19 protein-coding genes are annotated in these 26,299 nt (G+C 54.0%); 14 read left to right on the top strand and 5 right to left on the bottom strand.

Annotated elements, in window-relative coordinates; translation table 11 throughout:
- Nucleotides 1–58: 58 nt before the first annotated feature.
- Nucleotides 59–823, bottom strand: coding sequence for an SDR family NAD(P)-dependent oxidoreductase (locus tag ACFE8Q_RS07480; RefSeq protein WP_375445148.1), 765 nt, complete (start codon nt 821–823; stop codon nt 59–61).
- Between the two features lie 285 nt (nt 824–1,108).
- Here ACFE8Q_RS07480 and ACFE8Q_RS07475 point away from each other — a divergent pair, with 285 nt between their 5' ends.
- The 12 genes from ACFE8Q_RS07475 to ACFE8Q_RS07420 all read left to right on the top strand — a co-directional run bounded on the left by ACFE8Q_RS07475 (nt 1,109) and on the right by ACFE8Q_RS07420 (nt 17,791).
- Nucleotides 1,109–4,222 (top strand): SusC/RagA family TonB-linked outer membrane protein, encoded by a 3,114-nt coding sequence (locus tag ACFE8Q_RS07475; RefSeq protein WP_375444747.1) that lies wholly within the window; start codon nt 1,109–1,111, stop codon nt 4,220–4,222.
- 19 nt (nt 4,223–4,241) lie between these two features.
- Nucleotides 4,242–5,684: a RagB/SusD family nutrient uptake outer membrane protein gene (locus ACFE8Q_RS07470; protein WP_375444746.1), complete on the top strand. Its 1,443-nt coding sequence runs from the start codon at nt 4,242–4,244 to the stop codon at nt 5,682–5,684.
- Between the two features lie 92 nt (nt 5,685–5,776).
- Nucleotides 5,777–7,090, top strand: a complete 1,314-nt coding sequence (locus ACFE8Q_RS07465) for a hypothetical protein (RefSeq protein WP_375444745.1) — start codon at nt 5,777–5,779, stop codon at nt 7,088–7,090.
- 42 nt (nt 7,091–7,132) lie between these two features.
- Nucleotides 7,133–8,551 (top strand): hypothetical protein, encoded by a 1,419-nt coding sequence (locus ACFE8Q_RS07460; protein ID WP_375444744.1) that lies wholly within the window; start codon nt 7,133–7,135, stop codon nt 8,549–8,551.
- 121 nt (nt 8,552–8,672) lie between these two features.
- On the top strand, nt 8,673–10,112 hold the full coding sequence (locus ACFE8Q_RS07455) for a hypothetical protein (RefSeq protein WP_375444743.1): 1,440 nt from the start codon (nt 8,673–8,675) through the stop codon (nt 10,110–10,112).
- A 111-nt stretch (nt 10,113–10,223) separates the two neighbouring features.
- Entirely contained in the window at nt 10,224–11,939 is a 1,716-nt protein-coding gene (locus tag ACFE8Q_RS07450; protein WP_375444742.1) for a sodium:solute symporter family protein, read from the top strand.
- A gap of 115 nt (nt 11,940–12,054) precedes the next feature.
- The gene (locus ACFE8Q_RS07445) at nt 12,055–12,756 is read left to right on the top strand and encodes an SDR family oxidoreductase (protein ID WP_375444741.1); all 702 of its coding nucleotides are present in this window, start codon (nt 12,055–12,057) and stop codon (nt 12,754–12,756) included.
- Entirely contained in the window at nt 12,753–13,472 is a 720-nt protein-coding gene (locus tag ACFE8Q_RS07440) for an RraA family protein (RefSeq protein WP_375444740.1), read from the top strand. Before ACFE8Q_RS07445 ends, ACFE8Q_RS07440 begins: the two co-directional genes overlap by 4 nt.
- 2 nt (nt 13,473–13,474) lie before the next feature.
- Nucleotides 13,475–15,547 (top strand): heparinase II/III family protein, encoded by a 2,073-nt coding sequence (locus ACFE8Q_RS07435; RefSeq protein ID WP_375444739.1) that lies wholly within the window; start codon nt 13,475–13,477, stop codon nt 15,545–15,547.
- Nucleotides 15,540–16,343 (top strand): sialate O-acetylesterase, encoded by an 804-nt coding sequence (locus ACFE8Q_RS07430; RefSeq protein ID WP_375444738.1) that lies wholly within the window; start codon nt 15,540–15,542, stop codon nt 16,341–16,343. Before ACFE8Q_RS07435 ends, ACFE8Q_RS07430 begins: the two co-directional genes overlap by 8 nt.
- Complete coding sequence (locus ACFE8Q_RS07425; RefSeq protein ID WP_375444737.1) at nt 16,340–16,738, top strand: VOC family protein; 399 nt, start codon at nt 16,340–16,342, stop codon at nt 16,736–16,738. Before ACFE8Q_RS07430 ends, ACFE8Q_RS07425 begins: the two co-directional genes overlap by 4 nt.
- Before the next feature lie 42 nt (nt 16,739–16,780).
- On the top strand, nt 16,781–17,791 hold the full coding sequence (locus ACFE8Q_RS07420; protein ID WP_375444736.1) for a zinc-binding dehydrogenase: 1,011 nt from the start codon (nt 16,781–16,783) through the stop codon (nt 17,789–17,791).
- 62 nt (nt 17,792–17,853) lie between these two features.
- Here the strand turns inward: ACFE8Q_RS07420 and ACFE8Q_RS07415 are convergent, their stop codons facing one another.
- The 3 genes from ACFE8Q_RS07415 to ACFE8Q_RS07405 all read right to left on the bottom strand — a co-directional run bounded on the left by ACFE8Q_RS07415 (nt 17,854) and on the right by ACFE8Q_RS07405 (nt 22,583).
- Nucleotides 17,854–18,438 (bottom strand): RNA polymerase sigma factor, encoded by a 585-nt coding sequence (locus ACFE8Q_RS07415; RefSeq protein WP_375444735.1) that lies wholly within the window; start codon nt 18,436–18,438, stop codon nt 17,854–17,856.
- 489 nt (nt 18,439–18,927) lie between these two features.
- Entirely contained in the window at nt 18,928–21,267 is a 2,340-nt protein-coding gene (locus ACFE8Q_RS07410; RefSeq protein WP_375444734.1) for a choice-of-anchor Q domain-containing protein, read from the bottom strand.
- Between the two features lie 299 nt (nt 21,268–21,566).
- Complete coding sequence (locus tag ACFE8Q_RS07405; protein ID WP_375444733.1) at nt 21,567–22,583, bottom strand: zinc-binding alcohol dehydrogenase family protein; 1,017 nt, start codon at nt 22,581–22,583, stop codon at nt 21,567–21,569.
- Nucleotides 22,584–22,838: 255 nt separating this feature from the next.
- Between ACFE8Q_RS07405 and ACFE8Q_RS07400 the strand changes: the two genes are divergently transcribed.
- Both ACFE8Q_RS07400 and kduI read left to right on the top strand, forming a co-directional pair.
- A complete protein-coding gene (locus tag ACFE8Q_RS07400; protein ID WP_375444732.1) occupies nt 22,839–24,461 on the top strand; it encodes an amidase in 1,623 nt (540 codons plus the stop codon).
- Nucleotides 24,462–24,558: 97 nt separating this feature from the next.
- The gene (gene kduI / locus ACFE8Q_RS07395) at nt 24,559–25,443 is read left to right on the top strand and encodes a 5-dehydro-4-deoxy-D-glucuronate isomerase (RefSeq protein ID WP_375444731.1); all 885 of its coding nucleotides are present in this window, start codon (nt 24,559–24,561) and stop codon (nt 25,441–25,443) included.
- Nucleotides 25,444–25,488: 45 nt separating this feature from the next.
- On the opposite strand, the gene ACFE8Q_RS07390 is transcribed toward kduI, so the two are convergent.
- Nucleotides 25,489–26,250 (bottom strand): HpcH/HpaI aldolase/citrate lyase family protein, encoded by a 762-nt coding sequence (locus ACFE8Q_RS07390; RefSeq protein WP_375444730.1) that lies wholly within the window; start codon nt 26,248–26,250, stop codon nt 25,489–25,491.
- Nucleotides 26,251–26,299: the final 49 nt, after the last annotated feature.

Raw genomic sequence — 26,299 nt, 5'->3', positions numbered from 1 at the left:
TCAATTAACAGTTATCAATGACCAGTTATCAATGACCAGTTATCAATAATAATTGAGACTACCGGCCCATCCAGCCACCATCTACGGTGACAACCGTGCCATGCACGTAATCGGCGGCTTTTGAGGCCAGAAAAACCGTAATTCCTTTAAAATCGGCTGGTTCGCCCCAGCGACCGGCCGGAATCCGCGATAAAATGCTTTTGCTTCGTTCGGCGTCCTCTCGCAGGGCTTCGGTGTTATCGGTGGCGATATAACCCGGTGCAATGGCATTCACGTTGACGCCCTTCGATGCCCATTCATTGGCAAACGCTTTCACCAGGCTACCTATCGCGCCTTTACTGGCAGCGTAGCCCGGCACCGTAATGCCGCCCTGAAAGGTGAGGAGCGACGCCGTGAAAATAACCTTGCCCGAACCCCGTGCTACCATATCACGGCCAATTTCGCGGGTGAGAATAAACGGGGCATTCAGGTTCGTGTCGATGACCGTATCCCAGTATTCGTCAGGGTGTTCGGCAGCGGGTTTGCGCAGAATCGTGCCGGCATTGTTGACCAGAATATCGATGACAGGTACGTCCCGCTTCACTGATTCCAGGAACGAATAAACGCCTGCCCGCTGGCTGAGGTCGCACTGATAGGCCCGAAATGAACGTCCTAGAGCGGTCACCTCTTTCTCAACGGCACTGCCTTCTGTTTCCAGCGACGCCGACACGCCTATAATGTCGGCACCCGCTTCGGCTAGCGCCACTGCCATTGCCCGGCCAATTCCGCGCTTGCAGCCGGTAACCAGTGCCGTTTTACCCGATAAGTCAAATTGCTGTAGAATGCCCATAATTTATCATTGTGATAGTAAGTGCAATTTTAATGCATTGGTATCGAAATAAGAAATAAGACTTGGTCCTCTACAGGGCAGAATTGTACTTTTTATAGGGTTAACTGCCACTAATCGGTGTGTGGATACTATGAATTGTAATTTTTCAGACCAGCGTACTACTGAGAAAAGTGCTATAAAAAATTAATATCTGAAAAAGTTTGGCCATTTATGCTTAACTATATACTATTGTAATAGTAAATTTGAATTTACCATTGATGAATTTAAATGCTAGCCTTTATGAATGATCCCTCTATTTTTCGAAGCCGGGCCGTACTGGTAGGAGTAGTGTGGCTGCTTACCCTGAGCCAATTGCTGGCCCAAACACCACTGGCTGTTACGGGTCGGGTGACCGACGAAACCGGGCAGTCGTTGCCCGGGGTGACCGTGCTGATCAAGAACACCACAAACGGTACCACAACCACCGCCGACGGCACCTATCGCCTGTCGGTGCCTTCGGCCAATGCTACGCTGGTTATCTCTTACGTGGGTTACCAGAGCCAGGAGATAGCCGTGGCCGGTCGATCTGTCGTTGATGCACGCCTGGCCCCCGGCGACAAAACCCTGACCGAAGTGGTGGTGGTGGGTTACGGCACCCAGCAGAAAAAAGACCTGACCGGAGCCATTGCCACGGTGGGTTCCAAAGACATTCAGAAAGTCCCTGTCTCTGGTTTCGATCAGGCGTTGCAAGGGCAGGTGGCTGGTCTGCAGATTTCCAGTTCGTCGGGTGCACCGGGGGGAAACACCAACATCCTCATCCGCGGTATTGGCTCCATTTCGGGAGGGAACGAGCCGCTGTTTGTCATTGATGGCTTTCCGGTTTCGGGCGCTGGCGTAGGCAATCCGCTGAACACCATCAACCCAAGCGATATCGAAAGCATTGATGTGCTGAAAGATGCCTCTGCCACAGCTATTTATGGTTCGCGGGGTTCCAACGGCGTCATCATCGTAACGACGAAACGCGGCAAATCGGGCAAATCGCAGATTCAGGTCGACGCGTACACGGGCTTTCAGGAACTGGGTAAGAAAATACAGATGATGAACGCACAGGAGTTTGCTCAATTCACGATCGACGGCCGAAACAATGGCTACCTGGACAACGTACCTACCGGAAAAATCACCGATCCCAATAGTGTGCGGGGGGCTTCCTTCCGCATTCCGGCCGATCTGCAGAATCCTGCTTCGCTTGGCGTCGGCACCGATTGGCAGGACGCCATTTACCGAAGCGCGCCTATTCGTAACGTTCAGGTAGCTGCGTTGGGCGGAACCGAAGCGGTGCGTTATGCGGTCTCGGCCAACTACTTCGATCAGCAGGGAATTATTATCAATTCCGGGTTGAAACGGTATAGTTTCCGAGCCAACGTAGACGCGAAAGTGTCGAGCCGCCTAACCGTTGGGGCCAGTCTGTCGCCCAGCTTTACCAGCCAGACAAACGTGCCTTTTTCGGGTCATTACGGTGCGTTTGGTATCATTCAGTCGGCAATGGGATTGCCTCCCAGCATTCCTGTCTATAACCCCGATGGTTCGTATGGCAGTACCATTCCTACCCTGGAAGGGTACGCGGGTATTCAGAATCCCGTCAAGATTGCCAGCGAATACAAGAACCCGTCGTCCCAGTTCCGGCTGTTGGGTAACACGTATGCAGAGTACGCCATGCTGTCTAACCTGACATTCCGTACCACCTTTGGCGCTGACCTGAACTATTTCAAGTCCCAGATCTGGATACCTTCAACCCTCAGCACGTCGGCCCCGATTGGCATTGCTTCGGCCACCGCTACCCGCTCTGAAAGCATTAACTGGCTCAACGAGAACACGGTTACCTACAAGAAAAGTATGGGTCGCCACACCCTTGATATAGTAGGTGGCTTTACCGCACAGCGCGAAACCAGTGATGCCGTGATGGCCAACGCCGTGAACTTCCCCGACGATCTGGTGCCCAACATCAACGGAGGCACGGTGAACAGCGGAAGTGAAAGCATTCAGGACTATACCATCCTGTCGTTGCTGGGCCGGGCAAATTATACGTTCAACGATAAGTATTTAGTAACGGCCACGATCCGGCGCGATGGTTCGTCGCGGTTTGGGGCCAACAACCGCTGGGGTACGTTCCCGTCGGCTTCGGTGGGCTGGCGGGTTTCGGAAGAACCGTTCCTGAAAAATCAGCGCATCATCACGGAGTTGAAACTGCGGGCCAGCTACGGCCTGACGGGTAATAACGCCATTGGCAACTACCGGGCAATCGGGCAACTGGTCAACGGCAATTACATCGTTGGCGATGCCCTTACGCCTGGTCTGGCGCGCAACTCGTTCTCCAATGACCAGCTAGGCTGGGAGTCGATGAAGCAGTTGGATATAGGGCTGGACCTGTCGCTCCTCCAGAACCGTATTAACCTGACTGCCGATTACTACGACAAGCGCAACACCGATATGCTGTTCAATATCTCGGTGCCGGGGGCTACGGGCCTGACCAATGCCGTCGTGAATTTAGGTGCTGTCCAGAATAAAGGCCTGGAACTGGCCCTCACCACCCGCAACCTGGTCGGTGCGTTTAAATGGACGACAAACGCCAATATCACCTTCAACCGCAACAAAGTACTGGCCATGAGCGCAGATGCCGAACAGATTTTCAGTTCGGCCAACGGGCAGGTTGCCAATACGAACGTGACCCAGGTGGGCTATCCGATTGGTGTTTTCTTCGGACGTCGTCAGTTAGGTATTTTCCAGACCGTGCAGGAAGTGACCGACTACAAAGCGCAGCCATTGGCCCGGCCCGGCGATGTGAAGTGGAAAGATGTCGATGGGAACGGCGTCATCAACGACAATGACCGCGAAGTAATCGGCAACCCGAATCCCAGGTATTTCTTTGGCTTCAATAACTCGTTCTCCTACAAAAGCTTCAGCCTCGACATCTCGACCAACGGCATGATTGGCTTCGATATCTACAATGGTACGTTCATGCTCAACAACGCCGGGGTGCAGAACAACACCAAGTACGTGTATGACAACCGCTGGATTTCGCCCGAGCAACCCGGCGACGGCCGGTTTGGGCGCACCATCCGGGGGGGCAGAAACAACAATACCGTCTACAGTTCACAGTACCTCTTCGACGGTTCGTACCTGCGAATCCGTACCGTAACGCTGGCCTACACGCTTCCGTCTGCCATCAGCCAGCGAGTTGGCCTTCAGAGCGTCCGCGTCTACGCAACGGGGGCCAACCTGTTCACCTTCACAAACTACCAGGGCTACGATCCTGAAGTGAGTACATCGGGTGACAACCTGCTGGCGTCGCGGTCCGATTTCGGCACGTACCCCATTGCCCGGTCCTATACGGTGGGCATTAACCTTTCCTTCTGACACAAATCAGCCATTCATCATGAAAACAAGACTCATCTATCTGTCGCTACTGGCCTTTTGGGTCAGTTCGTGCAGTGAGTTTCTTTCCGTTGTGCCGGAAACCGAGCGCACCGTGGCCAACTTCTACAAAACAGCCGCCGATTTCAACACGGCGGTGGTGGGTACGTATGCTACCTACAAACATGCCGGGTTGTATGGCAACGGCGGAGGGTCGCTCATCTGGCTGGGTGAAGTGTCGACCGATAATACGGATTACGGCTACACCCGTACGCCCGTCAGCGCGTTGGGATTCGAGATCGAAGACCTGAACTACTCGTTGTCCAACACGTATTTTCGCGACGCCTGGCTTGGTCATTACCAGGGGATTGGCCGGGCCAATGCTATTCTCGACCGCATCGATGCCGCCCCGTTCGACGCTACCCTTAAAGCGCAGTATGAAGGAGAGGCCCGCTTCCTGCGTGCCCAGTTTTACTTTAACCTGGTGCGGTTGTTTGGTGATGTGCAACTGGTAGCCAAAGAAATCAACGATCCCTATGGTACGGCAGACATTCCCCGTTCGCCCGCGGCCGATGTGTATGCGCTTATCGTGAGCGATCTGGTAGCTGCTGAAGACAAATTACCCGCCACCATTGCCGCGGCCAACGCGGGCCGGGTCTCGAAATGGGCCGCCAAAGCGCTGCTGGGTAAGGTTTATCTGACCCAGAAACAGTATGACAAAGCGGCACTCAAGCTAAAGGAAGTGATTGATGCGAACGTGTATAGCCTGTTGCCCAACTACACGGATGTTTTTGCCGCCTCGACTTCGTTTGCCGCCAATAAAGAAGTGATTTTATCGGTGCAGTATAAAGGTGGCCAGATTGGTCAGGGCGGTAATTTTTATTCACTCTGGACGCCTTTTGGTGCCGTATCGCCCGACTTCGGCGTGTCGGGTGGGCCTGGCGATGGAGTGAACCGGCCCACCGCCGACCTGATTGCCGCCTACGAACCCGGCGATGTGCGCAAAGCCGCCTCCATCGTGACGTCGTATAAAGACGCGCAGGGCAAGGTGGTGAACGAGCCCTACCCGGTCAAATTCCGCCAGACTGGTATTATCCGGGGCGAATCTGATGTCGATTACCCCGTCCTGCGCTACGCCGATGTGCTGTTGATGTATGCGGAAGCCCTCAACGAGCAGAGCCAGCCGGCAACAGCCCTGCCGTTTCTGAATCAGGTGCGTAAACGCGCCAGCCTTCCCGACTCCAAAGCAACCGTACAGGCCGATCTGCGGCTGGCGCTGGAACAGGAACGACGGGTGGAACTGGCTTTTGAAAGCCAGCGCTGGTTCGACCTGGTCAGAACAGGGCGCTTTGTGCCGGTGATGACCGCCAAAGGCTACGCGGCCAAACCGTTTCAGGTAGTATATCCTATTCCACAGCGGGAAATGGACCTGAACAGAAGACTGACGCAAAATTCTGGCTACTAATCAATTAGCCGTTATGGCTGATCGGTCTGCGCCGGTTGGCGCATAAGACCAGTGAGCGTTCCGGCGGCCTTTTTAACCATTCAATTTCAATTATGAAGCGCACTAGTTACCTGCTTTTCGCTGGACTCAGCCTGTCAACCGGTTCAATGGCTCAGCATGCCTTTCCGGCCTATACGGGTCCGGCAACGGTGCCGGTGGTCAAGGTCAGTTCGGGCCGGGTGATCCACCGGTTTTTCGATACGTCGCCGCTGAGCCCGTCGGGAAGGTATCTGGCGTTGTTCCGTTTTCCGCAGGAGATCACGTCGCCCAAACCCGGTGAAGTAGGCGAGGTGATTCTGGTAGACCGGAAAACCGGCAAAGAGCGCGTCGTGGCGCAGTCGCGGGGCTGGGAAATGCAACTGGGTGCCAACGTACAATGGGGCAACACCGACGAAGCCTTGTATTTCAACGATGTAGACACCACTAACTGGAGCGCCTTCGCCGTACAGCTAAACCCGCTAACGGGTAAATCGCGCCGAATGGGAGGAACGGTCTTTATGGTGTCAACCGACGGAACGTACCTGGCCTCGTACAATTTGCTGGCTTCCCGGCGGGCGCAGGTGGGCTATGGCGTAGTGGTGCCCGATGAAAAAGCGCCCCGCAACGTTGGCCCCGTGGCAACCGATGGGATCGACATTACCGATACCAGAACGGGTGCTGTAAAGCGGATCGTGACGATCAAAGATATTTACGAAAAAACGGTGCCGGGTATCGTCATTCCCAACCCGCAGGATTATTACTACTACTGTTTTCAGGTGAAATGGAACCCGCAGGGAACCCGCCTCTTGACAACGCTACAGTGGACACCCCGGTCTGGTGGCGAGCGCCTTCGGTCGGTCATTACGATGCGGCCCGACGGATCGGATTTGCATACCGCCATTACGCCCGATCAGTGGGCCAAAGGTGGGCACCATATCAACTGGGCACCCGATGGGGAGCATCTGTCGATGAACCTGAACCGGGCTGCGTTGGGCGTAGATGGCAAGCCGGGGCTCGAAATCATTACGGTCAACTATGATGGTACAGACATGAAAACAGTGTTCTCGCCGGGTTCAGGGCACCCTTCGCTCAATCCACTTGGCGGCCCATTGATGGTGACCGATGCCTACCCCGGCGAACTGGGCACCACGGATGGCACCGTGCCGATCCGGCTGATGAATACGCAGACGGGAAAAGAAGAAGCAATCGTCAATATTTTCCTGTCGAAAGCGGGCGGCGAATTTCGCATCGATGCCCACCCTGCCTGGGACCGGTCGGGTCGCTACGTGATCTTCAACGGCTTTCTGGATGGCACGCGAAATGTGTTTATGGCCGATTTAAAGGGAAAGCTCGATGAGGTGAGTCGGCATCAGCCCGGCGGTAAATAACCACAAACCACATAGGTAACCTTCCAACGCTACGCTACCAACATGAACTACCTGCTTACGGCCAGTAGCTTTCTTCTCGCCACCAGCCTTCTGGCCCAATCGCCACCAAGTGTGACTCCAGCCACCTGGAAAGAAGTGGGGCACCTAAAAACCCGCGACGCCAACGCCATCAAAGCCAGCACCTGGAGCATCGGCGGCGAAACCCTCGACCGCGATTATACCGACTACCAGTCGTACCGAACGTACCTGGGGCCGCTGGGAGCAAAGCGAATTCGGTTGCAGGGCGGCTGGAGCAAGTGCGAAAAAATAAAGGGAACATACGACTTCGCCTGGCTCGATGCGGTCATTCCCGATGCCGCTTCGCGCGGGGTTGCTCCCTGGGTCGAGCTGTCGTATGGCAATCCGATCTACGAGGGTGGGGGCGAAGCCAAACTGGCGGGGCATATTCCCACGTCGCCTGAAGCGCTGGCGGCCTGGGACAACTGGGTACGTGCCATCGTGACGCGCTACAAAGATCAGGTGCCCGAGTGGGAAATCTGGAACGAGCCCGACCTGAACCCAACGCATACCGGCACCGAGATCGGGCAGTTTTATGTGCGTACTGCACGGATCGTCAAGGCTGTTCAGCCCAACGCCCGGCTTATTGCGCTGGGTATGGCGAGCGTGACGAAGCTGGAGTTTCTAAACGAGTTTTACGAAGTTCTGAAAAAAGAAAATGCACTTCATCTGATTGATATTCAGACCTACCACGGCTACGCGCATAACCCCGATAGCTCCTACCCGAACATCGAAAAGATGCGGCAACTGGTGTGGCGTTACAATCCCAAAGTAGTCTTCATGCAGGGCGAAAACGGCGCGCCCTCCACGCCCAAAGCCATTACCATTGGCGCCCTGCGCGACCAGGACTGGAGCGAACTAACGCAGGCCAAATGGGATCTGCGCCGGATGCTGGGCGACCACGGACGGGGCATTTCTACCAACCTGTTTACCATCAGCGACATCCATTACGCGGCGGGCGACCATATGGTTGGCGTAAATACGAAAGGGTTGCTGGAAACAAATCCAGACAAAACCATCAAACGCCCGAAACTAGCCTACAAGGCCGCCCAACACGTGTTCTCGCTGTTCGACGATCAGGTGGAATTGCTTGCTGACGTAAAGCCAACCAGTAATCAGGAAACCGTAAACGGGTTTGCCTACCGCTACAAGAAGAGCGGCGGCAGTCTGATAACGCTCTGGAGTAAAGAGGCCCGCCCCGCCGATGAGTACGTACCCAGGCCAATGACCGTAACCGTGAAAGGCCAGTTCAAGACGCCCGTTTTCGTGGATCTGATCACGGGAAAGATCTACGAAATCCCCAAAAACCAGTATAAAAAGTCGGGCAACGAATGGATATTCTCCGAAATGCCAATTCCCGATTACCCCGTCCTGATCGCTGATAAATCGGCCTTGTTACTGTAGAGTCCGGTCCGACGGGTCGGCAAGATTTTGGGATGGATGGTACGCCGATTTGCCAGTTGCTGACGCCAGATGAGCCGCAAAATCCTGCCGACCCGTCGGACCGGACTCTACATAAAATCGTATGAAAAACACACTTCTCATCTACTTCCTCCTCCTGTCTGGCAGCGCCTGCGCCCAGTTCATCGACACATCGCCCGATCGGGTTAAAACGCCGTTGGTAGTTGAGATGAAGCGCATCGGCACGTTGAAACCACGATCAACCAACGCCATCGAATCGTCGCGGATCACGGTGGGCTGCGAAACCCTCGACCGGGATTTTACGGATTTCAGTGCCTATAAAGCCTACCTGCCACCACTGGGAGCCAAAAAAATCCGGTTACAGGCGGGCTGGGCGCGTTGCGAAAAAGTAAAGGGGAAGTATGACTGGGCCTGGCTTGATGAAGTGATCGACTTTGCGGTGGCCAACAAGATCGAACCCTGGCTCGAAACGTCGTATGGCAATCCGATTTACGAAGGCGGCGGCGGCACTGGCCTGCTCAACAGCCTGATGACCTCGCCCGAAGGCTACGCTGCCTACGACCGCTGGGTCGAAGCCCTCGTAAACCGGTACAAAGACCGGGTCCAGGAGTGGGAAATCTGGAACGAGCCTGACCATCCCATGCAGAAGATTTCGCCTGAAACCACGGCTGAACTGAACATACGGACGGGAGAGATCATCAAACGCCTTCAACCAACTGCCAGAATCGCGGCCCTGGCCCTGGCTACCCACACCGACACAACGTACCTGGGCCGCGCCCTGAAGGTGTTTGCCGACCGGAAAAAGCTCGGCTTGTTTACCTGGATTTCTTATCATAGCTACGCCTTCCGGCCCGAGCAATCGTATACAGGCGTTGCGTCATTCAAACGGCAACTGGCAACCTACGCGCCGAACCTGTTGCTGCGGCAGGGCGAAAACGGTGCTCCCTCCGGCTACATTCCCAGCTTCGCCCTCGACAAATATTACTGGACCGAATACTCGCAGGCCAAATACGACCTGCGCCGGTTGCTCGGTGATCTGGGGCGCGACATTGAAACGTCGATCTTTACCATCATCGACATTCGGTATGCGGGAGAAACACCCGTGCTGAATATGAAGGGGTTAATTCAGTCTGACCTGGACAAAACGGTCGTTCGGCCGAAAGTGGCCTACTATGCCGTGCAGAATCTGACGTCGGTTTTCGACAACCGGCTTGAACTGATTCCCGGATTCAAGGCGACGACAACGGCGAACGAGTCGATCTCTGTGTTTGGCTATCAACAAAAAACGGGAAAAAAGCAGGTCGTCTCCGTTTGGTTAGATAGCAAGACGCCAACTAACCTGTTCAAAACCATGCCGATCGATATTATCATCGAAAACGGAAATTTCGACACCCCCGTTTGGGTGGATTTATTAACGGGGCAGGTTTACGAAATTCCCGGAAAGCAGTGGAGAAAAGCGGGGAGTACCTACACCTTCAGCGGTATTCCGGTTTACGATTCGCCCGTCCTGATTATGGAAAAATCGGCTGTGAACCTTTTATAGCTCCTGGAAAAAGAGGAGTCACGTACCTGGATAGTGAGTTGCCCATAAATGCTCATTTGTCAGTATCAAAAAAATGCCCTGCGTTCCTTCGCCCTTAATCGCCAGTGAAAAATGAGTCAACTTAAAACCCTCGATTACACGGCCATTGTCCTGTACATGATTATGATGTCAGGAATTGGTATTTTTCTTGGCCGGTTCGTGAAAAATATCAACGACTACTTTAAAGGTGGAAGCGGCGTTTCATGGATTGCTGGTGGGATCAGTAACTTCATGACCAAGTTCAGCACCTTCATTTTCGTCGCCTACGCAGGCATCGCCTATTCCGACGGATTGGTGGCTATTACCGTGTTGTGGAGCACTATTTTCCCCTCGTTGATTGCCGTATTTTTCTTCGCAAAGCGCTGGAAAAGAGCAGGTATCCTTAGCCCGGTTGAGTTTTTGGAAACCCGCTACAATGCGCCTATTCGTCAGATTTTCTCCTGGAGTGGTGTCGCCTTCAAGCTGCTCGACGATATGATCAAGCTCTATTCGATCGGGCTGTTCGTAACGGCCGCGTCGGGTATTCCGTTTGAAACGGCGGTGATTGTGTGCGGTATCGTGGTAACGCTCTACACCGTCGTTGGCGGTTTCTGGGCGGTAATCGTTACCGATGTTGTTCAATTCGTAATCCTGTTTTTTGCGACACTTATTCTGGTGCCGCTGGCGTATAATGCCGCCGGTGGTTTTGACCATATGCAGGCGGTGATGCCACAGAATATGACGTGGTTTAATGGTAAAAAAGGCATGCCTCTTTTTCTGGTGGCTTACTACGTGCTGATCATCATTCGGTACAGCGGGAACTGGACGTTTATCCAGCGTTTTTACAGTGCCAAAAATGAAACAGACGGCCAGAAATTAGCCATCTTATCGGCCATTTTATTCTTCATTTTTCCCGTCATTTTCCTGTTTCCTCCACTCGCTGCCAAAGTTATTTTGCCAAATCTGGAAAATCCGGAAATGGCCTATGTAAGCCTATGCCTCAAGCTGCTGCCCGAAGGCATTATGGGGCTGATGATTGCGGCCATGTTTGCCGCCACCATGTCGGTGCTGAGTGCCGAATACAACGTGACCGCCAGCGTACTGACCCGCGATATTTATCAGCGCGTTTTCCGGCCCAATGCCAGTGGTAAAGAATCGCTGCTCGTTGGTCGGCTCATGACCTTGCTTGTTGGGTTTATCGTTACCGTCGGGGCTTTATTCGTCGGTGGTTTTGGCGGCGCGTTTGAGGCCAATAAGTTGCTGGCAGGTGTTTTCGCCGTGCCAATGATCGTGCCCGTGATTTTTGGTATCCTGATGCGGAAACCGCAGCCCTGGGGCGCGTTGGCAACCCTGTTTTTAGGCACGATCCTGGGGTTTGTGCTGAACATGAACAAAGCCATCAGTTGGGAAGCCGCCACGCTGATCGAGATCGCTTTCTGTACCGTCATCTTCATGGTATCGGGCTTCTTTCCGTCGAAAGATGGGGCTTATAACCAGAAGGTTAACGCCTTCTTTTATAAATTGACCATTCCCTACGTACCTGAGGCCGACACTGCCGATCAGAGCGTGTTCAAAGATGCCATCAAACTCATGTACGGAATCGCCTTTGGGCTAACGGGCCTGATGTTCGTTATAATGGGCTTCCCTTCGCGGGGTATGCTCAGTGGCCAACTGGCGCTGGTAGCCGGCGTTTTATGCCTGATCCTCTCCGCTTTTTTATGGTACCAGGCTCGTAAAGTAGCCACCATTATCAAAGAAGAAGCCACGGATCAACCCCACCCCAACCCCTCCCCGTTAGGGAGGGGATAATGCTCCGCATAATGGTTGAGGCTTAGCCCCTCCCTAACGGGGAGAGGTTGGGGTGGGGTTGACCCGTGGCGTTAACAACCTAACACGAATCGAATTACAACCTGAGTACCAAACTATGAGTTACCTCGACAATAGAGTATGCTTCATTACCGGCGCATCGGGCGGCATTGGCAAAGCAACGGCAATCCAACTGCTTGGCCTGGGCGCGAAAGTCTTTGATTTTAGCCGTACCCGTCAGCTTACCGACGAAGTGCAGCACGAAAACCTGCGCTCGCTCAAGGGTGATGTCAGCGTGGAAGCCGACGTGCAGGCCGGATTCGCCGCCTGTCTCGCCGCCTTCGGAACCATCGACGTGCTGCTGAACAACGCCGGCATGGGCGTGTTGACGACCGACCTCTCGATGACTGATCTGGAGACGTATGAACAAATGGTGAACGTGAACATGCGGGGCGTTTTCCTCTGCAACCGCGAGGCGCTGAAGATCATGAAGCCGAAGAAATCGGGTCATATCCTGACCGTTATTTCAATGGCCGGGCAGCGCACTAACCCCAACGCGCCGGTCTATGCCGCCTCCAAATTTGGCGCGCGTGGCCTCAGCAGCGGCCTTGCCGATCAGGTGATCAGGGAAGGCATTAAAGTCACCGATGTGAACCCCGGACCCACCGACAGCGATTACTGGGGCGACCGCAAGGTGCCTCGGGAAAAGTTTTTGAAGGTGGAAGACGTCGCCAACGTGATCACGTTTGTGCTCAACCAACCGGAGTACGTGGTGATTCGTGAAATCAATTTCGACAATATGAATTTTCTGGCAGGATGATAACGAACATACTCCATACCCATTCGAACGGCAACGGCCAGGCTGTTGCGGAATCACCGTTCCCAATTGCTGTCTCCGAGATGCGCGAGCGCTATTTGCGGCTCTACACCGGTGCGGTCAACGATGTGCTGCGGTTCAATTACGACATGCACGCCACCAGTTTACCCCCTGACTTTGCGCCCCTGCGCGAAGCTATGAAAATGGCCGGGCTGGCGTTTACTGTGAAAGGTAGTCCCGATATCACCACCGACGGTGAGTTTGAAATGCGCGCCCAGATGCTCGAAGATCTGCACGCCGATTCAGTGGTTGTGTGGGATTGTACGGGCGATACCGTCACCTCGCAATGGGGCGAAGTGATGACGATGGCCGCCAAAAAAGCGGGTTGCCGGGGTGCGATTGTCAATGGTATTCGCGATACCCAGGCCATTCTGGAATTGGGCTTTCCGGTCTTCCACAAATACAAAGCCAACACGGGCATGCTCGGCCGTTTCCGCATGCACCACTACCAGAAGCCCGTATTGATGGGCGAAGTGACGGTGAAACCCGGCGACTGGGTATTCGGCGACATCGACGGAGTAATTTCCATACCGCAACATATCGCCTACGACGTACTGCTGGCCGCCGAGAAGATTCTGCACAAGGAAGACGAAATCCGGGAGATGGTCGAAAGCGGCATGAAACCAACCGACGTGGTGAAAAACGGCGGCTACTTCTGAGTATGGCAGTTTTTTTATCCGATACCGAACGTACCCAGCTTCTGACCGGACTCGAAACCGGCGATCCACGCATAAGCCGTTTCCAGGCGGCTTTGCACAGGCGTGTCTACGCACGGGTGGCCGTAAAAGGGTTGTTTGGGCCAGAGTCAACAACGGCCTGGTACTACCCTGCGGCGGAATACCTGTCTGACGCAGCCATGCTCTATGCGCTCTTCCCCGAAGAACGGCTGGCAGTTTGGCTACGGACCGTTACGCTCGACATCGCGCGTACATCTGCTTACGACTGGGCGGGACCGGCCTTTCGCGACCATAGCGAACCGCTGACGGGGCATCTCGAAACGGCGCATTTATGCTGGGCATTGAGTGCGGTATATGACCTGGCCCGCGATGCGTTTTTAGAGTCGGAACAGGCGGAGATACGGCAGGCACTGACCGAAAAAGGGATCGTGCTCTGTCGGCGGTGGATCGGTAAAAACACGCACCTGGCCAACTGGCGGGGCATTCTGATGTCGGGCGTATTGGTGGCCGCTTCCGTACTGGGCAATGAGGAGTTCGTTGATCAATCTGTGCCGGAATGGCAACGGTGTGCGCTGGCGTTCCAGCCCGACGGCTCGTATGGCGAGTCGCTGCAATACGGGAACTACCTGGCATTTGCGCTCATGCTGGCCTACGAATCGCTCAGCCGAACGTACCCGCACAAAGCGGCTCTACTCGACGTAGGTACGTATGGGAAGGGCATCCGGTGGGTGGCCAGCAGTATGTTCTACGCCAAACCAATGGCGGGTTGGGGAGCAGAACCCCGCGCCCGGGCCGCCAATTTCAACGACAGTGCAGCCCTATTTCGGCCATCCGGCGATCTGTTGCTACACCTCGCCGTTCGGGGGCAAAACGAGGAAGAAAAGCAACTCGCCCGTGGTCTGTTTGCCACTTATTACGAACCAGTTCCCACGCAGGGGCCGCACGAACTGGCTACGTTCGGGATGAACAACGACTGGGGTTTTCTAACCCTGCCGTTGTTGACCCATGAAACGAAAGCCGCCAGTCCGCAGGAGGTTGGTTTGCCGCTGACGCCCGCGTTTAGCAATGGCCACACCTTCATGCGCGATGCCTGGGACGGCCGAACGATCGTGGCCATCAATGGTGGGGGCGACGGGCTGCACGGACCGGGCCATCTACACGGCGACCTGAACAGTTTTATCCTCGTTCATAACCGCGAACGGCTCTTGGTCGATCCCGGCCACAGTTGCTACCGAAACCTGATTCACGGGCTGGAAAGCAGCACACAAACGCACAATACCTGCACCTTCCTGGTTGAGGCAGAAACGCTGGGTTTGCAGGAAGATATGGCCAAATCGACCATGCTGGAGCAGAAAAGCGTATTGCCACGCCGCTTGCTGGTCAACGGAATACCCGGCCTTGCGGTAAACCGGGGAAACCGACGATTGATCGTTGACCATGACGATGTGGTTTCGGTTGTGGGGGCCGAGATTAGTCAGGCGTGTGGCGTGCCTATCGAAACGTTTACGCGCTTGTGGCTCCTGGCTGGCAGTAATGTCTTATTTGTCGTTGACCGGATCGAAGCAGCACAACCCGTTACGACCGTCTGGAACTGGCTCGTCAACAACCGCGATGGACAGGCACAGGTCGATACACAACCAACGTACCTGACAGTGCGGCGCAATGAGGCCGGGATGAAACTATTCCACGGTGGTACAGGGCGCATCGGGCATCCGGTGTATGGGTACGTTCACGACGCTTATCATGTGGAACCAAATCAGTACGGCGAAGGAAAACCCGGCAGCGGACTGCTCTACCGCTGGACAGAAGCCGCCCCAACGGCTGCCCGGACGGTGGTGCACGCCATTGCCCTCGATACGGCTAGTTTACTGCACCAGTGGACGTTAGCTCAAGACGAAAATGTGTTCACCCTGACTAATGGGCAGAAGAAGTGGACGCTCAGGATTCACGACGAAGCGGCTCATCAGCTTTCGTTACTTTCGGGTCATGGCCGGCGTTGGGATGTGCTCAACGAAGCCGGTCAGTACACCCTAAAACGAATCTCTGATCATGCGTAACCTGCTGTTCTCCGCTCTTTTCCTGACCGTCAGCCCAGTCATCGCCCTGGCTCAATCAACGCTGCCTGCGGGTTTATCACCGGCTAATTTCCACCTGTATATGCTGGCGGGGCAATCAAATATGGCGGGTCGCGGTAAGGTCGATAGCCTCGACAAAACGCCGCATCCGCGTGTCTGGATGTTGACCAAAAACAACGAATGGGTGCCTGCTACCGAGCCCATGCACTTCGATAAGCCGGCCGTTGTGGGCGTTGGGCCGGGATTGGCGTTCGGAAAACAACTGGCCGAACAGAATCCCAACGTGTTTATCGGCCTGATTCCGACCGCGGTAGGTGGGTCGGCCATTGATGCGTGGCAACCGGGTGGGTATCATGAACAAACAAAAAATTACCCGTACGACGAAGCCATCAAACGGGTGCAACTGGCGCAACAGTCAGGTACGTTGCACGGCATTCTCTGGCATCAGGGCGAGAGCGACAGCAAACCCGAACTGGCCGCTGTTTACGAGCAAAAGATCAGCCAGTTGATCGGCCGGTTCCGGCAGGTGTTTGGCAGCCCGGCTGTTCCGGTGGTGGTGGGTACGCTGGGTGATTTTTATATCGTTAAGAATCCCGCCGCCATGCAGATCAACGCCATTTTGACCAACCTGCCTAGGCACATGTTGCGGGTAACCTGCGCCGATGCATCGGGCCTGACTGATGGCGGCGATGCTACTCATTTCAATGCCCAGTCGGCCCGGGAACTGGGTCGCCGGTATGCGAAAGCCATGCAGGCGTTAGAAAGAACAAAACCATGAGTCCACTTAAAATTACTGGAATCGATCACCCCGGCGTGGCCGCCAACGATGTGGAAGCCCTCGCCGACTGGTATTGCGAGGTATTCGGCTACGAAAAATGGTTTCGCCATCGGAACACCGACCCGGACAAGCCCGTCTGGATGCTTAAGGCCCCCGACGGTACGCTGCTGGAAGTGATGCCGAAAGATGAAACCGTCCGCCCCGAGCGTACCACCTGGACACCCGGCTGGTCGCACCTGGCCCTGCGGGTCGACAACATCGACGAGGCTATTGCCTTTCTCGATAGCAAAAACGTAACCTGGGGAGGATCGGTCATCAACGCCATTGGCGGCGGTAAAGTCCGCAACCTCTTCGACCCCGACGGGAATATGTTACAAATTTTAGAAAGACGTTAATGTAGAGACGCAGGGATGCGTCTACACAGATAAACAAAACCAATGAAAGCTCTTCACTTTACAGGGAATAAAACGTTTGATTTACAGGAGGTTGACGTTCAGCCGCTGGCACCGGGCGAGGTACGTTTGAAAGTAGCGTATTGCGGCGTCTGCGGCACTGACGTACACATTTATCATGGCGCAATGGCTCAGCGCCTTACCCTGCCGCAGGTGATCGGTCACGAAGTATCGGCCGTAATCGATGGGGTAGGCGAGGGCGTTACGGGCTGGCAACCGGGCGATCGGGTAACGGTACGGCCGCTCAAACCGGGTCAGGAGATGGCGGTTGATAACGGTGTGCAGCATATCGGTCAGAACCTGAAATTTATTGGTATCGACACGCCCGGTGGCATGCAGCAGTACTGGAACGTACCTGCGTATACACTCCACCGGTTGCCCGATGATCTGCCGCTTACGCTGGGCGCTCTTGTCGAACCGCTGGCTGTTGCCTGCCATGATGTACGGCTGGGCGAGGTGAAAGCGGGCGAGCAGGTGGTCATCATCGGCGGTGGCCCCATCGGCATGCTCATTGCCCTGGTGGCGAAACAGAAAGGCGCGAATGTGCTGATTTCCGAAGTGAACGAAGCGCGGTTACAACTGGCCGAGTCGATGGGGCTGGCTACGGTTAATCCAAAGGAAACCGACCTGCTGGCTCACGTGGAGAATTTTACCAACGGAGCCATGGCCGATGTGGTCTTTGAAGTATCGGGGGTGCAGGCGGGCGTTACGGTGATGACGCAACTGCCGCGGGTGCGTGGCCGGGTGGTGATGGTGGCCATTCATGCCGAGCCCAAAGCGGTTGATCTGTTCCGCTTTTTCTGGCGCGAACTGAAGCTGATTGGTGCCCGTGTGTATGAGCCCGACGATTTTGACGAGGCCATCGCGCTGGCGGCGTCAGGTACGTTGCCACTCGACCAGCTTATTACGCAGATAGCTCCCCTGGCCGATGCCAGGTCAGTATTTGAGACGATCGACAACAACCCAGCCGGTATGAAGTACTTACTGGCTATGTAGTTATTGGTTGAATGGTTAGTAGGCTCCTATGTACCACTAACTAATAACCATTCAACCAATAACTAATAACCAATAACAACGCTTCGCGATTTGGTAAGCAACATGCGCAACGATGTCAGGGCTATATTGACTGTGTTATAGACGGTTTTCATCGTAATATCCATGATCTCGGCTGCCTGCGGGTACGTCAGGCCCTTCATGTAGACCAGGTACAGAATTTCTTTCTGGCGCTTGGGTAATCTGTTTAGCTGGTCAATCAGAACGCGTTTCTGTTCGTCGGCCAGTTCTTCGTCAATCAACGATTTTTCATACGACTGTAGCGCAAAATTGGCTTCGTCGAACAGGTACAGGTCAGAACCGTACTTAGCCAGTCGTGCCGCCGAATCGGTAAGTCGCCGCCGTAAGGCCCGGTACAGGTAGAATTGAATATTATCGGTAGGCCCCAACTTATGCCGATGCTCGTGGATGTGCAGGAACAACTCATGCAGGCAGTCTTCAACCACCTGCCGATTCCGCACCAGGTTATACCCATAGCGGTATAGATCATCTGAAAACAAGGTATACAACTCGTCGAATGCGTCCCGGCTGCCAGCCCGGAAGTCGGTCCATAAACGGATATGCTCGGCGGTGGTAAGTCTGATAGCCATAGATGATCTGTGCTTGCTTTTCGCTACTTGTTTTCAGTTTGATCGTAAATCCCCGCTGGGCAAGTAGCGTAGGGTGTGTTCTGAGTAATTCACTATTGTTGAATTATATAAAGTATACAATAGTATAAAGCAGAAACTGATTTACCAACTTTTTTCTAAAAAGAATAGAATTTTAAGTCTTGATATTCTAGTATTTACTTGGTAAAATCATAAAAATAAGGCCTATTTCGTCAATTAAGCTAGATTGTAAGTCGATTAGTACTAGTAGGTATTCACTAGTAAACTACTAATAAGTAGCGATTGCAAGGCAGTTGAATGTAAAGATTAATTTATTAATGATATAGTATATTGAAGGCGTATCGTGTACGCAAATCCCGTAACGCCAGATCGGAGTGCCTCGCCGATAATCTATCTTATCGGCGAGGCACTCCGATCTGGTGTTGATTTGGCTACCGTTTTTATACGAAATCACGGTATCGTAGCAAGCTATTAGTGTACCAGCACCTTTCGGGTCAGTTGCACGCCGCCGACGGTGGCATTGAGCAGATACAGACCAGCGGGCAAGGGTTGTAGCGGCAGCAGGAGGTGTTGGCCATCGGCTTGCGGTTGAGCCAGCAGACCAATGGCCTGGCCTGTGGTGTTCCTGAGCTGAAACACCGCTCGATCGAGGTTGCGGGTAGCAACGCGAATGGTGTTGCCCTCGGTTGGGTTTCCCAGTAATTCCATTGAAGGCTGCACGTTGTCTATCGTAACGGCAACTACTTTCGAGTAGGCGGTGGTGCCATCCCGGTCTATCTGCTTCAGCCGGTAGTAACTCGTACCTGCCAGTGGGTGCTCATCGAGCAAACCATAGTGCCGACTGGTCTGCGATTCACCGGCGGCGTTAACCCGGCCAATACGGTTAAATTCCAGGACATCAACGCTGCGTTCTACCTCGAAATAGGCACTGTTCAGTTCAATGGCCGTTGACCAGGCTACAGACACCTGGCTACCCAGTGGTTTAGCCGTAAACTGGGAAAGCGTAACGGGTAGGGCACTGGCTATTTCGTACGCGCCAATATCGACACCGGGGCCAATGGGGCGCGCCACGCCGTCGATGTCGGTGCTGGCAAACTGCCCCGCCGTTGAGCTACCCGCGCTGATGGCCGGGCTACCCGGTTGCAGCTTGAAATCGCTGGAACCAGCATTGATAAACAGGGGGTCCTGACCCGTAATATTCTGATTTCCTGTAAAATAGGGCGTACCTGTGCCGTCGAAAGTGAGGTTGTTGTTATGGCTGATGGTCGAGCCATTCACTTCTATCGTTTTCTCGCCCGGACGGCCCGAAAAGATGTTATTGTACACCGTTAGACCGGTAGAAAACTGCGAGATAAACTCACTTTCAATGCCCGCATACACAACACTGTTGTACGTTGTCTGGTTGGTAACTCCATTCCGGTAGGTTGTATTGTTGATCACACTCGCGTTGTCGGAGTAGTTGACGTTGATACCGCGCCCGCCATTCAGATAGCTCAAGTTATTTTCAACCAGGAACTTGCCTGTATAAGCACCAATCGTGTTTTTGCTTGCATTGTTATTGTCAAGGATAATGCCGTTACCGTCGTAGAATTTGCAGTTGGTACCTGTTCCGCCAATATTCCAGGCAATTTTCAGTTCATTGCCATAGCACTGGTTTCGCCGAACGATCATCTTGGTATCTGTACTGTTATCGGAGTTCCAGGCGTTGAGTATACTAATGCCGCTGGCTCCATAGACGGTATACCAGGCGTTTCTGTAAGACAGATTATCTTCGATGGTGACGTAATCAGACTGGATGGCCGAAATACCCCCACCTGCACAATCATGTACTTTGTTACCTGCAATGGTGATATGGTGCGGCCGAAAGTTCCCTCCATTGTTCCCACTTGTAGCAATGCCGTTGCCATTAAACTTAGCGGTCGGTGTTTTTGCCGGGTTAGCCCCTTCACAGGCCCCATCCTGCGCCCGTGCCTGCGCCAGTGTTATGTTGGCGTTGTTCCCAATAACCTCAAATCCCTGTATCTTGATGTAGGCAGATGCCGGCAGCAGGTTGATTGCCGTGAAGTTGTTGTTGCCCATCTGGACGACCGGTTTATCGGTGCCGTAAGGCTTGAATGTGATCCACTTGTTGGGTAAGCCGGTTCGCTGAACCAGCATAACGTTCAGGCTGGTAGTTGTGTACGTGCCCGCTGCCACAAAGACCGTATCTCCCGGAGCAACTATGTCAGCCGCCCGCTGAAGGGTGGTCGCCGCCGTTGCCAATGAATTGTAGGGGTTGCCATTACTCCCCGTGGGTGATACATAAATCTTTCTGGGGGCGGTGCTGTAGTCGGGTCTATATACACTGATGGCGATATATTTTACATTACCATTGGTGAATGTGGTCGACGAGACGCCGGAGGCATTCACGTTCGTGACAACCGCCCGGAGGAAGTAACTTCTCGAAGGAGTGGCGGGGGTGGGCGGTGTCCAGTCGTAGGTATATGGGGGTTGGAGATTGGCAACGATTAGCGTGCCGGTAGTGGGTGAATCAATGCCGGCCAAAAAGAAATTCGTGTCGTAGTAGAGGTCGACGTTCGTAATCGTCGTGTTGGCCGGCGTGGTTATCGTATTCTGTACGCTGAGTGTGCTACCGGCTATGTACGATGAATTGTATTGGGGAAATGGCATACTAGCCGTGGCGACCTGTGCCTGGGCAAATACAGATGCCAGAAAAAAGAGTAAGCCAGTAACCCAGACAGACGAGTAAAAAACAGCTTTTTTAACAAGTTTAACGTCGCCAGTTGGCAATAAACGTACACGTAGTTGCATAGAAATGTCGTGGTTTACACTGATTGAAATGCATCAGCGATAGTTGGAACACTTATTCTATGAAACAGAGGTAGTTGCCCTTTTCCCTGTTTTTGTGGTATTATTTTTTACAGAGGAGTGGCTTTAGTGTATTCATTAATTGAAATAGATTACTATTTAAAACTACTAATACAGCATCGGGATACCTATTTTTTACACTAAATGCTCTGCCTGGGTACGTTGCAGTTCTACGTACCCAGGCAAAGCATTTAGTGTAAATAGCCGAGACAGGGTTGATCTGTCGTAAGGCGGGGAAGAACTCAGTAGGCTATCACCGCTTTGATAACCTGCTTCTCCGGGTCATACAGCGACGTAAATTCGTCGGTCAGGTTATCGAAATAGAGGCGGTGGGTAACGTACCCATCGATGTTGAGCAACCCGGCTTTCAGCAGGCGGATTATCTTCGTGAAGTCGGTAGGGTAGGCATTTCGGGAAGTGCGCAACGTTAGTTCTTTCATCTGGAAATAAGGGTCGTGAAAGGAAATGTCGCCTATGAACAAACCAACGTAGATCACCGTTCCGCCCGGCGCTACGTACTCAAAGCATTTCTCCATCGACGCTTTATTGCCCGTCGCGTCGATCACGACCGTCGGCAGGTTGCCACCCAGCAATTGCTGCAATTCGTCGACTACCGTTTCGCCCACCGTCAGCGTATCGACGGCGGGAAACTTCTGACTGATGAAGTCGAGCCGCGACTGATTGACGTCGATGGCAATGACGCGGGCGGCCTTGAACTGACCCATCATCACGGCGGCAATGCCGATTGGTCCGGCCCCCACCACCAGCACAATATCGTCGGGCTGTACCTGCCCGCGTTCAATGGCGTGGCTGCCAATGGCCAGCGGCTCAATGACCGCGATCTGGTCGAGTGGCAGGCCATTGGCGGGAAAAACATGGTCGGCCAGGTAGAGCATATACTCCTGCATGGCCCCATCTTCATGAACGCCCAGCACCCGCACGTTAGGGCCGCAATGCGTTTTGCCGTTCATCACTGCCTGGTCGGTCGATATGTTCCGGTAGGGCATCACTGCGCAGGTATCGCCAACCCGCAGGTGGGTCACGCCGTCGCCCAGTTCAACCACTTCAGCCGCGATTTCGTGACCCAGAATGCGGGGATACGAGAAAAAAGGCTGGCGACCTTTGTAGGCGTGCAAGTCTGTACCGCAGACGCCTAACATTTTGATTCTCAGAAGTACTTCACCTGCGGCGGGCTTACCGGGATGCTCTTTGGTGATGCGTTTGAACGCGCCGGGCTGTTCAAGAATAATACCGTTCATAGAAGAAAACAAATGGCCGTTACCGGTCTCGATCCCGGGTCTGTGGCGTAGGGTTTACAGGCTAAAAATGAGGAGCGTTACTGCTGAAAAGTTAGTTGACAAATTAAGTCGCCCGGTTATAAAAGTGGTTTCTATACCTTTACCAACTGTCCTGATCAGGTGCAAAGTTAGTATCGGTTTTCTGCCGAAACGCTACCTTTCTGAGCCAGTCTTCAACTACCCGACAGTCACTATCCCTTTCACTAAATCACGTTGATGAACAGACGGAATTTTATCAAGAATAGCTCGGCCGCCAGCCTGTCGGCTACATCGCTTGCCGTTGCGGCCTGCTCCACCAGTTCGCAGGCGAAACACGAAACCGACTCGGCCCTTTTCACCGACGATTTTGTCCTGAATGAAGTGACGATCGGCGATTTACAGGCCAACATGAAGGCAGGCCAGTATTCATCGGCCGACATCACCAAACTGTATTTAGACCGCATTCAGGCCGTCGATAAAAGTGGTCCCGGCCTCAACTCGGTCATCGAAATCAACCCCGATGCGCTGACAATGGCCGCCGCTCTGGATCAGGAACGCAAAGCGGGTAAACTACGCGGGCCGATGCACGGCATTCCGATCTTGCTGAAAGACAACATCGACACCGGCGATCAGCAAATGACCACCGCTGGCTCGCTGGCACTGAAGGGACATAAGGCCGCTAACGATGCGTTTGTGGCCCGGAAACTGCGCGATGCCGGGGCAGTAATTCTTGGGAAAACCAACCTCAGCGAGTGGGCCAATTTCAGATCTACCCGGTCGAGTAGCGGCTGGAGTAGCCGGGGTGGGCAAACGCGCAATCCGTACGTGCTCGATCGGAGTCCGTGCGGGTCCAGTTCGGGCTCCGGTTCGGCGGTTGCTGCCAATCTGTGTGCCGTGGCCGTTGGCACCGAAACAGACGGGTCGGTCATTGCGCCTTCGTCATTCTGTGGTATCGTGGGCCTGAAACCAACGGTCGGGCTCGTTAGCCGAAGCGGCATAATTCCGATCTCCAAAACGCAGGATACCGCCGGTCCTATGACCCGAACGGTGACCGACGCGGCGATTTTACTGGGGGCCATGACGGGCTACGACCCCGCCGACGCCGTTACGGGCGAAAGCAGGGGCAAAGGCGTAGCCGATTACACCCCGTTTCTGAATGCGGCTGGTTTGGCAGGCAAGCGGATCGGCGTTGAAAAATCATTTCTGAAGGGGCACGAAGGCGTCGTTGGCTTGTATAAACAGGCCATTGAGGTATTGACCAAACAAGGGGCTACCGTTGTCGAGGTCGACTTGCTCAAGAGCCTGGACGACATTGGCGGGGCCGAACTCACCGTGTTGCAATACGAATTTAAAGACGGCCTGAACCGGTACCTGTCGACGGCCAGCGCCGGGGTGAAATCGCTGGCCGAGGTCATTGCGTTCAACAAGCAGAACGCCCGTGAAGCCATGCCCTTTTTCAAGCAGGAGATCCTCGAAACCAGCGAAGCAAAAGCAGGTCTGACCAGCAAAGAATACACCGATGCGCTGGCCAAAACCCTGAGTTCACGCCGGCACATCGACCAACTGATGGCGACCAATAAACTGGATGCTATCTGTGGCACCAGCATCGGTTTTGCCGGCTGTATTGACCTAATCAACGGTGACTATGATACTGGTTTTTACTTCTGCCCACCGGCGGCAATGGCGGGGTATCCGCACATAACCGTGCCGATGGGACTGGTACATGGCCTACCCGTTGGTTTTTCGTTCATGGCCGGGGCGTATCAGGAAGGGCCGTTGTTTACGATCGCCTACGCCTACGAGCAGGCGTCGAAAAAGCGGACAAAGCCGACGTTCACCAAATCGCTGATTCCGAGTTGATTGGCGGGTTATTGCTCTGCCTGCTAGCTAACTACCCGGCATCCAGCCTTATTATTGTACGTCAACTTCCTGTTGTGAAAACGGAACTCATACAACTATGCAAACCGAATCAGTAACCAGTACCGAAGCGCAGGCTGAAAAGCCCACATTTTTCGAAAGCCGATTTGCCAGTTCACCCAACGAGGTGAAGGGAATGGACACGGAGCAACTCCGGCAAAATTTCCTGATCGAATCCATCTTTGTGGCCGATCAGATTCGCTGGACACTCTCATTCTTCGATCGGTATATGACCGGGGGCGTCATGCCTGTTGCTGGTCCTGTCCGGCTCGATACACCGGATTACCTGAAAGCACAGTACTTCCTGGAACGCCGCGAACTGGGTATTATCAACGTGGGTGGTGCCGGTCAGGTGGTGGTCGATGGCGACACCATTGAGTTGGGTTACAAAGAAGCCCTCTATATTGGGCAAGGCACGCAGGAAGTCGTATTCGTGTCGACCGATTTGCAGGCACCGGCCAAATTTTACCTGAACTCCACGCCCGCCACGCATCGCTACCCCACCCGCAAAGTGTCGCGGCAGGATGCCGAAGTGGTAGAGCTGGGTAGTATGGGAACGGCTAATCACCGGACCATCAACAAGTTGCTGGTTAATAGCGTGTTGCCTACCTGCCAGTTGCAAATGGGTATGACCGAACTTAAGCCAGGCAGTGTCTGGAACACCATGCCCGCTCACGTGCATGACCGGCGCATGGAAGTATATTTCTACTTCGAGATTCCCGATGGGCAATCGGTCTGTCATTTTATGGGGCAACCGCAGGAGACCCGCCATATCTGGATGCAGAACGAGCAGGCCGTGATCTCGCCAAACTGGTCGATCCACTCCGGGTCAGGTACGTCCAATTATACCTTTATCTGGGGTATGGCGGGCGAAAACCTCGACTATGGCGATATGGATTTTTGTGCCATAACCGACCTCCGTTAACAGGCATACAATCCCCCTCGGCTACCCGATAGGCGGTGAGGAGTGCTAACGTACCTGGCTGGCTGCGTTGAATGCGTCGATGATTTTTTGCGCACCGCTCCAGACAAAAAACGTGTCGGTGCCCACGGCGAGGAACCTGGTGCCGCTGGCCAGTTCAGCTTCGATCCTGTCGGCCTGCTGCAAAAACAGGCCGACAGGTATTTCTTTCTGCAAACAGGCCGCCTTAACCGCCCGGATCGCGTCCTGAACGGCGGGGTCAGCCACGTCGCCCAGTTTATTCATGCTGCCGGATAGATCGTAGGGGCCAATAAAAACCCCATCGACCCCGTCGACGGCCAGAATTTCGTCCAGGTTTCTGACGCCCTCTTCGTGCTCGATCTGGATAATAACGGCAATCGTTTCGTTTGCTTTTTGAATGTAATCGGCAAACTGGCTTCCGTAGCCATGCGCTCGGGCAATGCCTACACTCCGTTTCCCAATCGGGGGGTATTTGGCCGAGGCTACCGCCCGCCGCGCTTCGTCCGCTGAGTTGACAAGAGGAATGATGAGGCCCTGGGCACCAATGTCGAGGGCTTGTTTGATCAGAATCGGGTTGTTTTCGGCCACCCGGATAATGGCGTTACAGTCGTTTTTGATGGCCTGCAACAGCCGCTGCGCATCCTTAATTGATATAGGGCCGTGTTCCATGTCGATGAACAGCCAGTCGAAGCCAGCCATCGACAGCAATTCGCTGAGTTCCGGGTAGGGGAGCGAGACGATGGTGCCCAGCAGGGGCCGGTTGCTACTGAGTTTTTCTAAAAATGTCATTTTTATATTGTCTGTGGACCTGCTCGTCTCGCTTTTTGAGTAGGACAAA

Source organism: uncultured Fibrella sp., assembly GCF_964250085.1.
In the GTDB taxonomy this organism is placed as follows: Bacteria; Bacteroidota; Bacteroidia; order Cytophagales; family Spirosomataceae; genus Fibrella.
This window is presented reverse-complemented; position numbering and strand designations above follow the sequence as displayed.

Excerpts from the sequence above, each read along its gene's own strand:
- ACFE8Q_RS07475 (WP_375444747.1), top strand. The coding sequence starts at position 1,109 with ATGAATGATCCCTCTATTTTTCGAAGCCGGGCCGTACTGGTAGGAGTA.
- ACFE8Q_RS07470 (WP_375444746.1), top strand. The coding sequence starts at position 4,242 with ATGAAAACAAGACTCATCTATCTGTCGCTACTGGCCTTTTGGGTCAGT.
- ACFE8Q_RS07465 (WP_375444745.1), top strand. The coding sequence starts at position 5,777 with ATGAAGCGCACTAGTTACCTGCTTTTCGCTGGACTCAGCCTGTCAACC.
- ACFE8Q_RS07460 (WP_375444744.1), top strand. The coding sequence starts at position 7,133 with ATGAACTACCTGCTTACGGCCAGTAGCTTTCTTCTCGCCACCAGCCTT.
- ACFE8Q_RS07455 (WP_375444743.1), top strand. The coding sequence starts at position 8,673 with ATGAAAAACACACTTCTCATCTACTTCCTCCTCCTGTCTGGCAGCGCC.
- ACFE8Q_RS07450 (WP_375444742.1), top strand. The coding sequence starts at position 10,224 with ATGAGTCAACTTAAAACCCTCGATTACACGGCCATTGTCCTGTACATG.
- ACFE8Q_RS07445 (WP_375444741.1), top strand. The coding sequence starts at position 12,055 with ATGAGTTACCTCGACAATAGAGTATGCTTCATTACCGGCGCATCGGGC.
- ACFE8Q_RS07440 (WP_375444740.1), top strand. The coding sequence starts at position 12,753 with ATGATAACGAACATACTCCATACCCATTCGAACGGCAACGGCCAGGCT.
- ACFE8Q_RS07435 (WP_375444739.1), top strand. The coding sequence starts at position 13,475 with ATGGCAGTTTTTTTATCCGATACCGAACGTACCCAGCTTCTGACCGGA.
- ACFE8Q_RS07430 (WP_375444738.1), top strand. The coding sequence starts at position 15,540 with ATGCGTAACCTGCTGTTCTCCGCTCTTTTCCTGACCGTCAGCCCAGTC.
- ACFE8Q_RS07425 (WP_375444737.1), top strand. The coding sequence starts at position 16,340 with ATGAGTCCACTTAAAATTACTGGAATCGATCACCCCGGCGTGGCCGCC.
- ACFE8Q_RS07420 (WP_375444736.1), top strand. The coding sequence starts at position 16,781 with ATGAAAGCTCTTCACTTTACAGGGAATAAAACGTTTGATTTACAGGAG.
- ACFE8Q_RS07415 (WP_375444735.1), bottom strand. The coding sequence starts at position 18,438 with ATGGCTATCAGACTTACCACCGCCGAGCATATCCGTTTATGGACCGAC.
- ACFE8Q_RS07410 (WP_375444734.1), bottom strand. The coding sequence starts at position 21,267 with ATGCAACTACGTGTACGTTTATTGCCAACTGGCGACGTTAAACTTGTT.
- ACFE8Q_RS07405 (WP_375444733.1), bottom strand. The coding sequence starts at position 22,583 with ATGAACGGTATTATTCTTGAACAGCCCGGCGCGTTCAAACGCATCACC.
- ACFE8Q_RS07400 (WP_375444732.1), top strand. The coding sequence starts at position 22,839 with ATGAACAGACGGAATTTTATCAAGAATAGCTCGGCCGCCAGCCTGTCG.
- kduI (WP_375444731.1), top strand. The coding sequence starts at position 24,559 with ATGCAAACCGAATCAGTAACCAGTACCGAAGCGCAGGCTGAAAAGCCC.
- ACFE8Q_RS07390 (WP_375444730.1), bottom strand. The coding sequence starts at position 26,250 with ATGACATTTTTAGAAAAACTCAGTAGCAACCGGCCCCTGCTGGGCACC.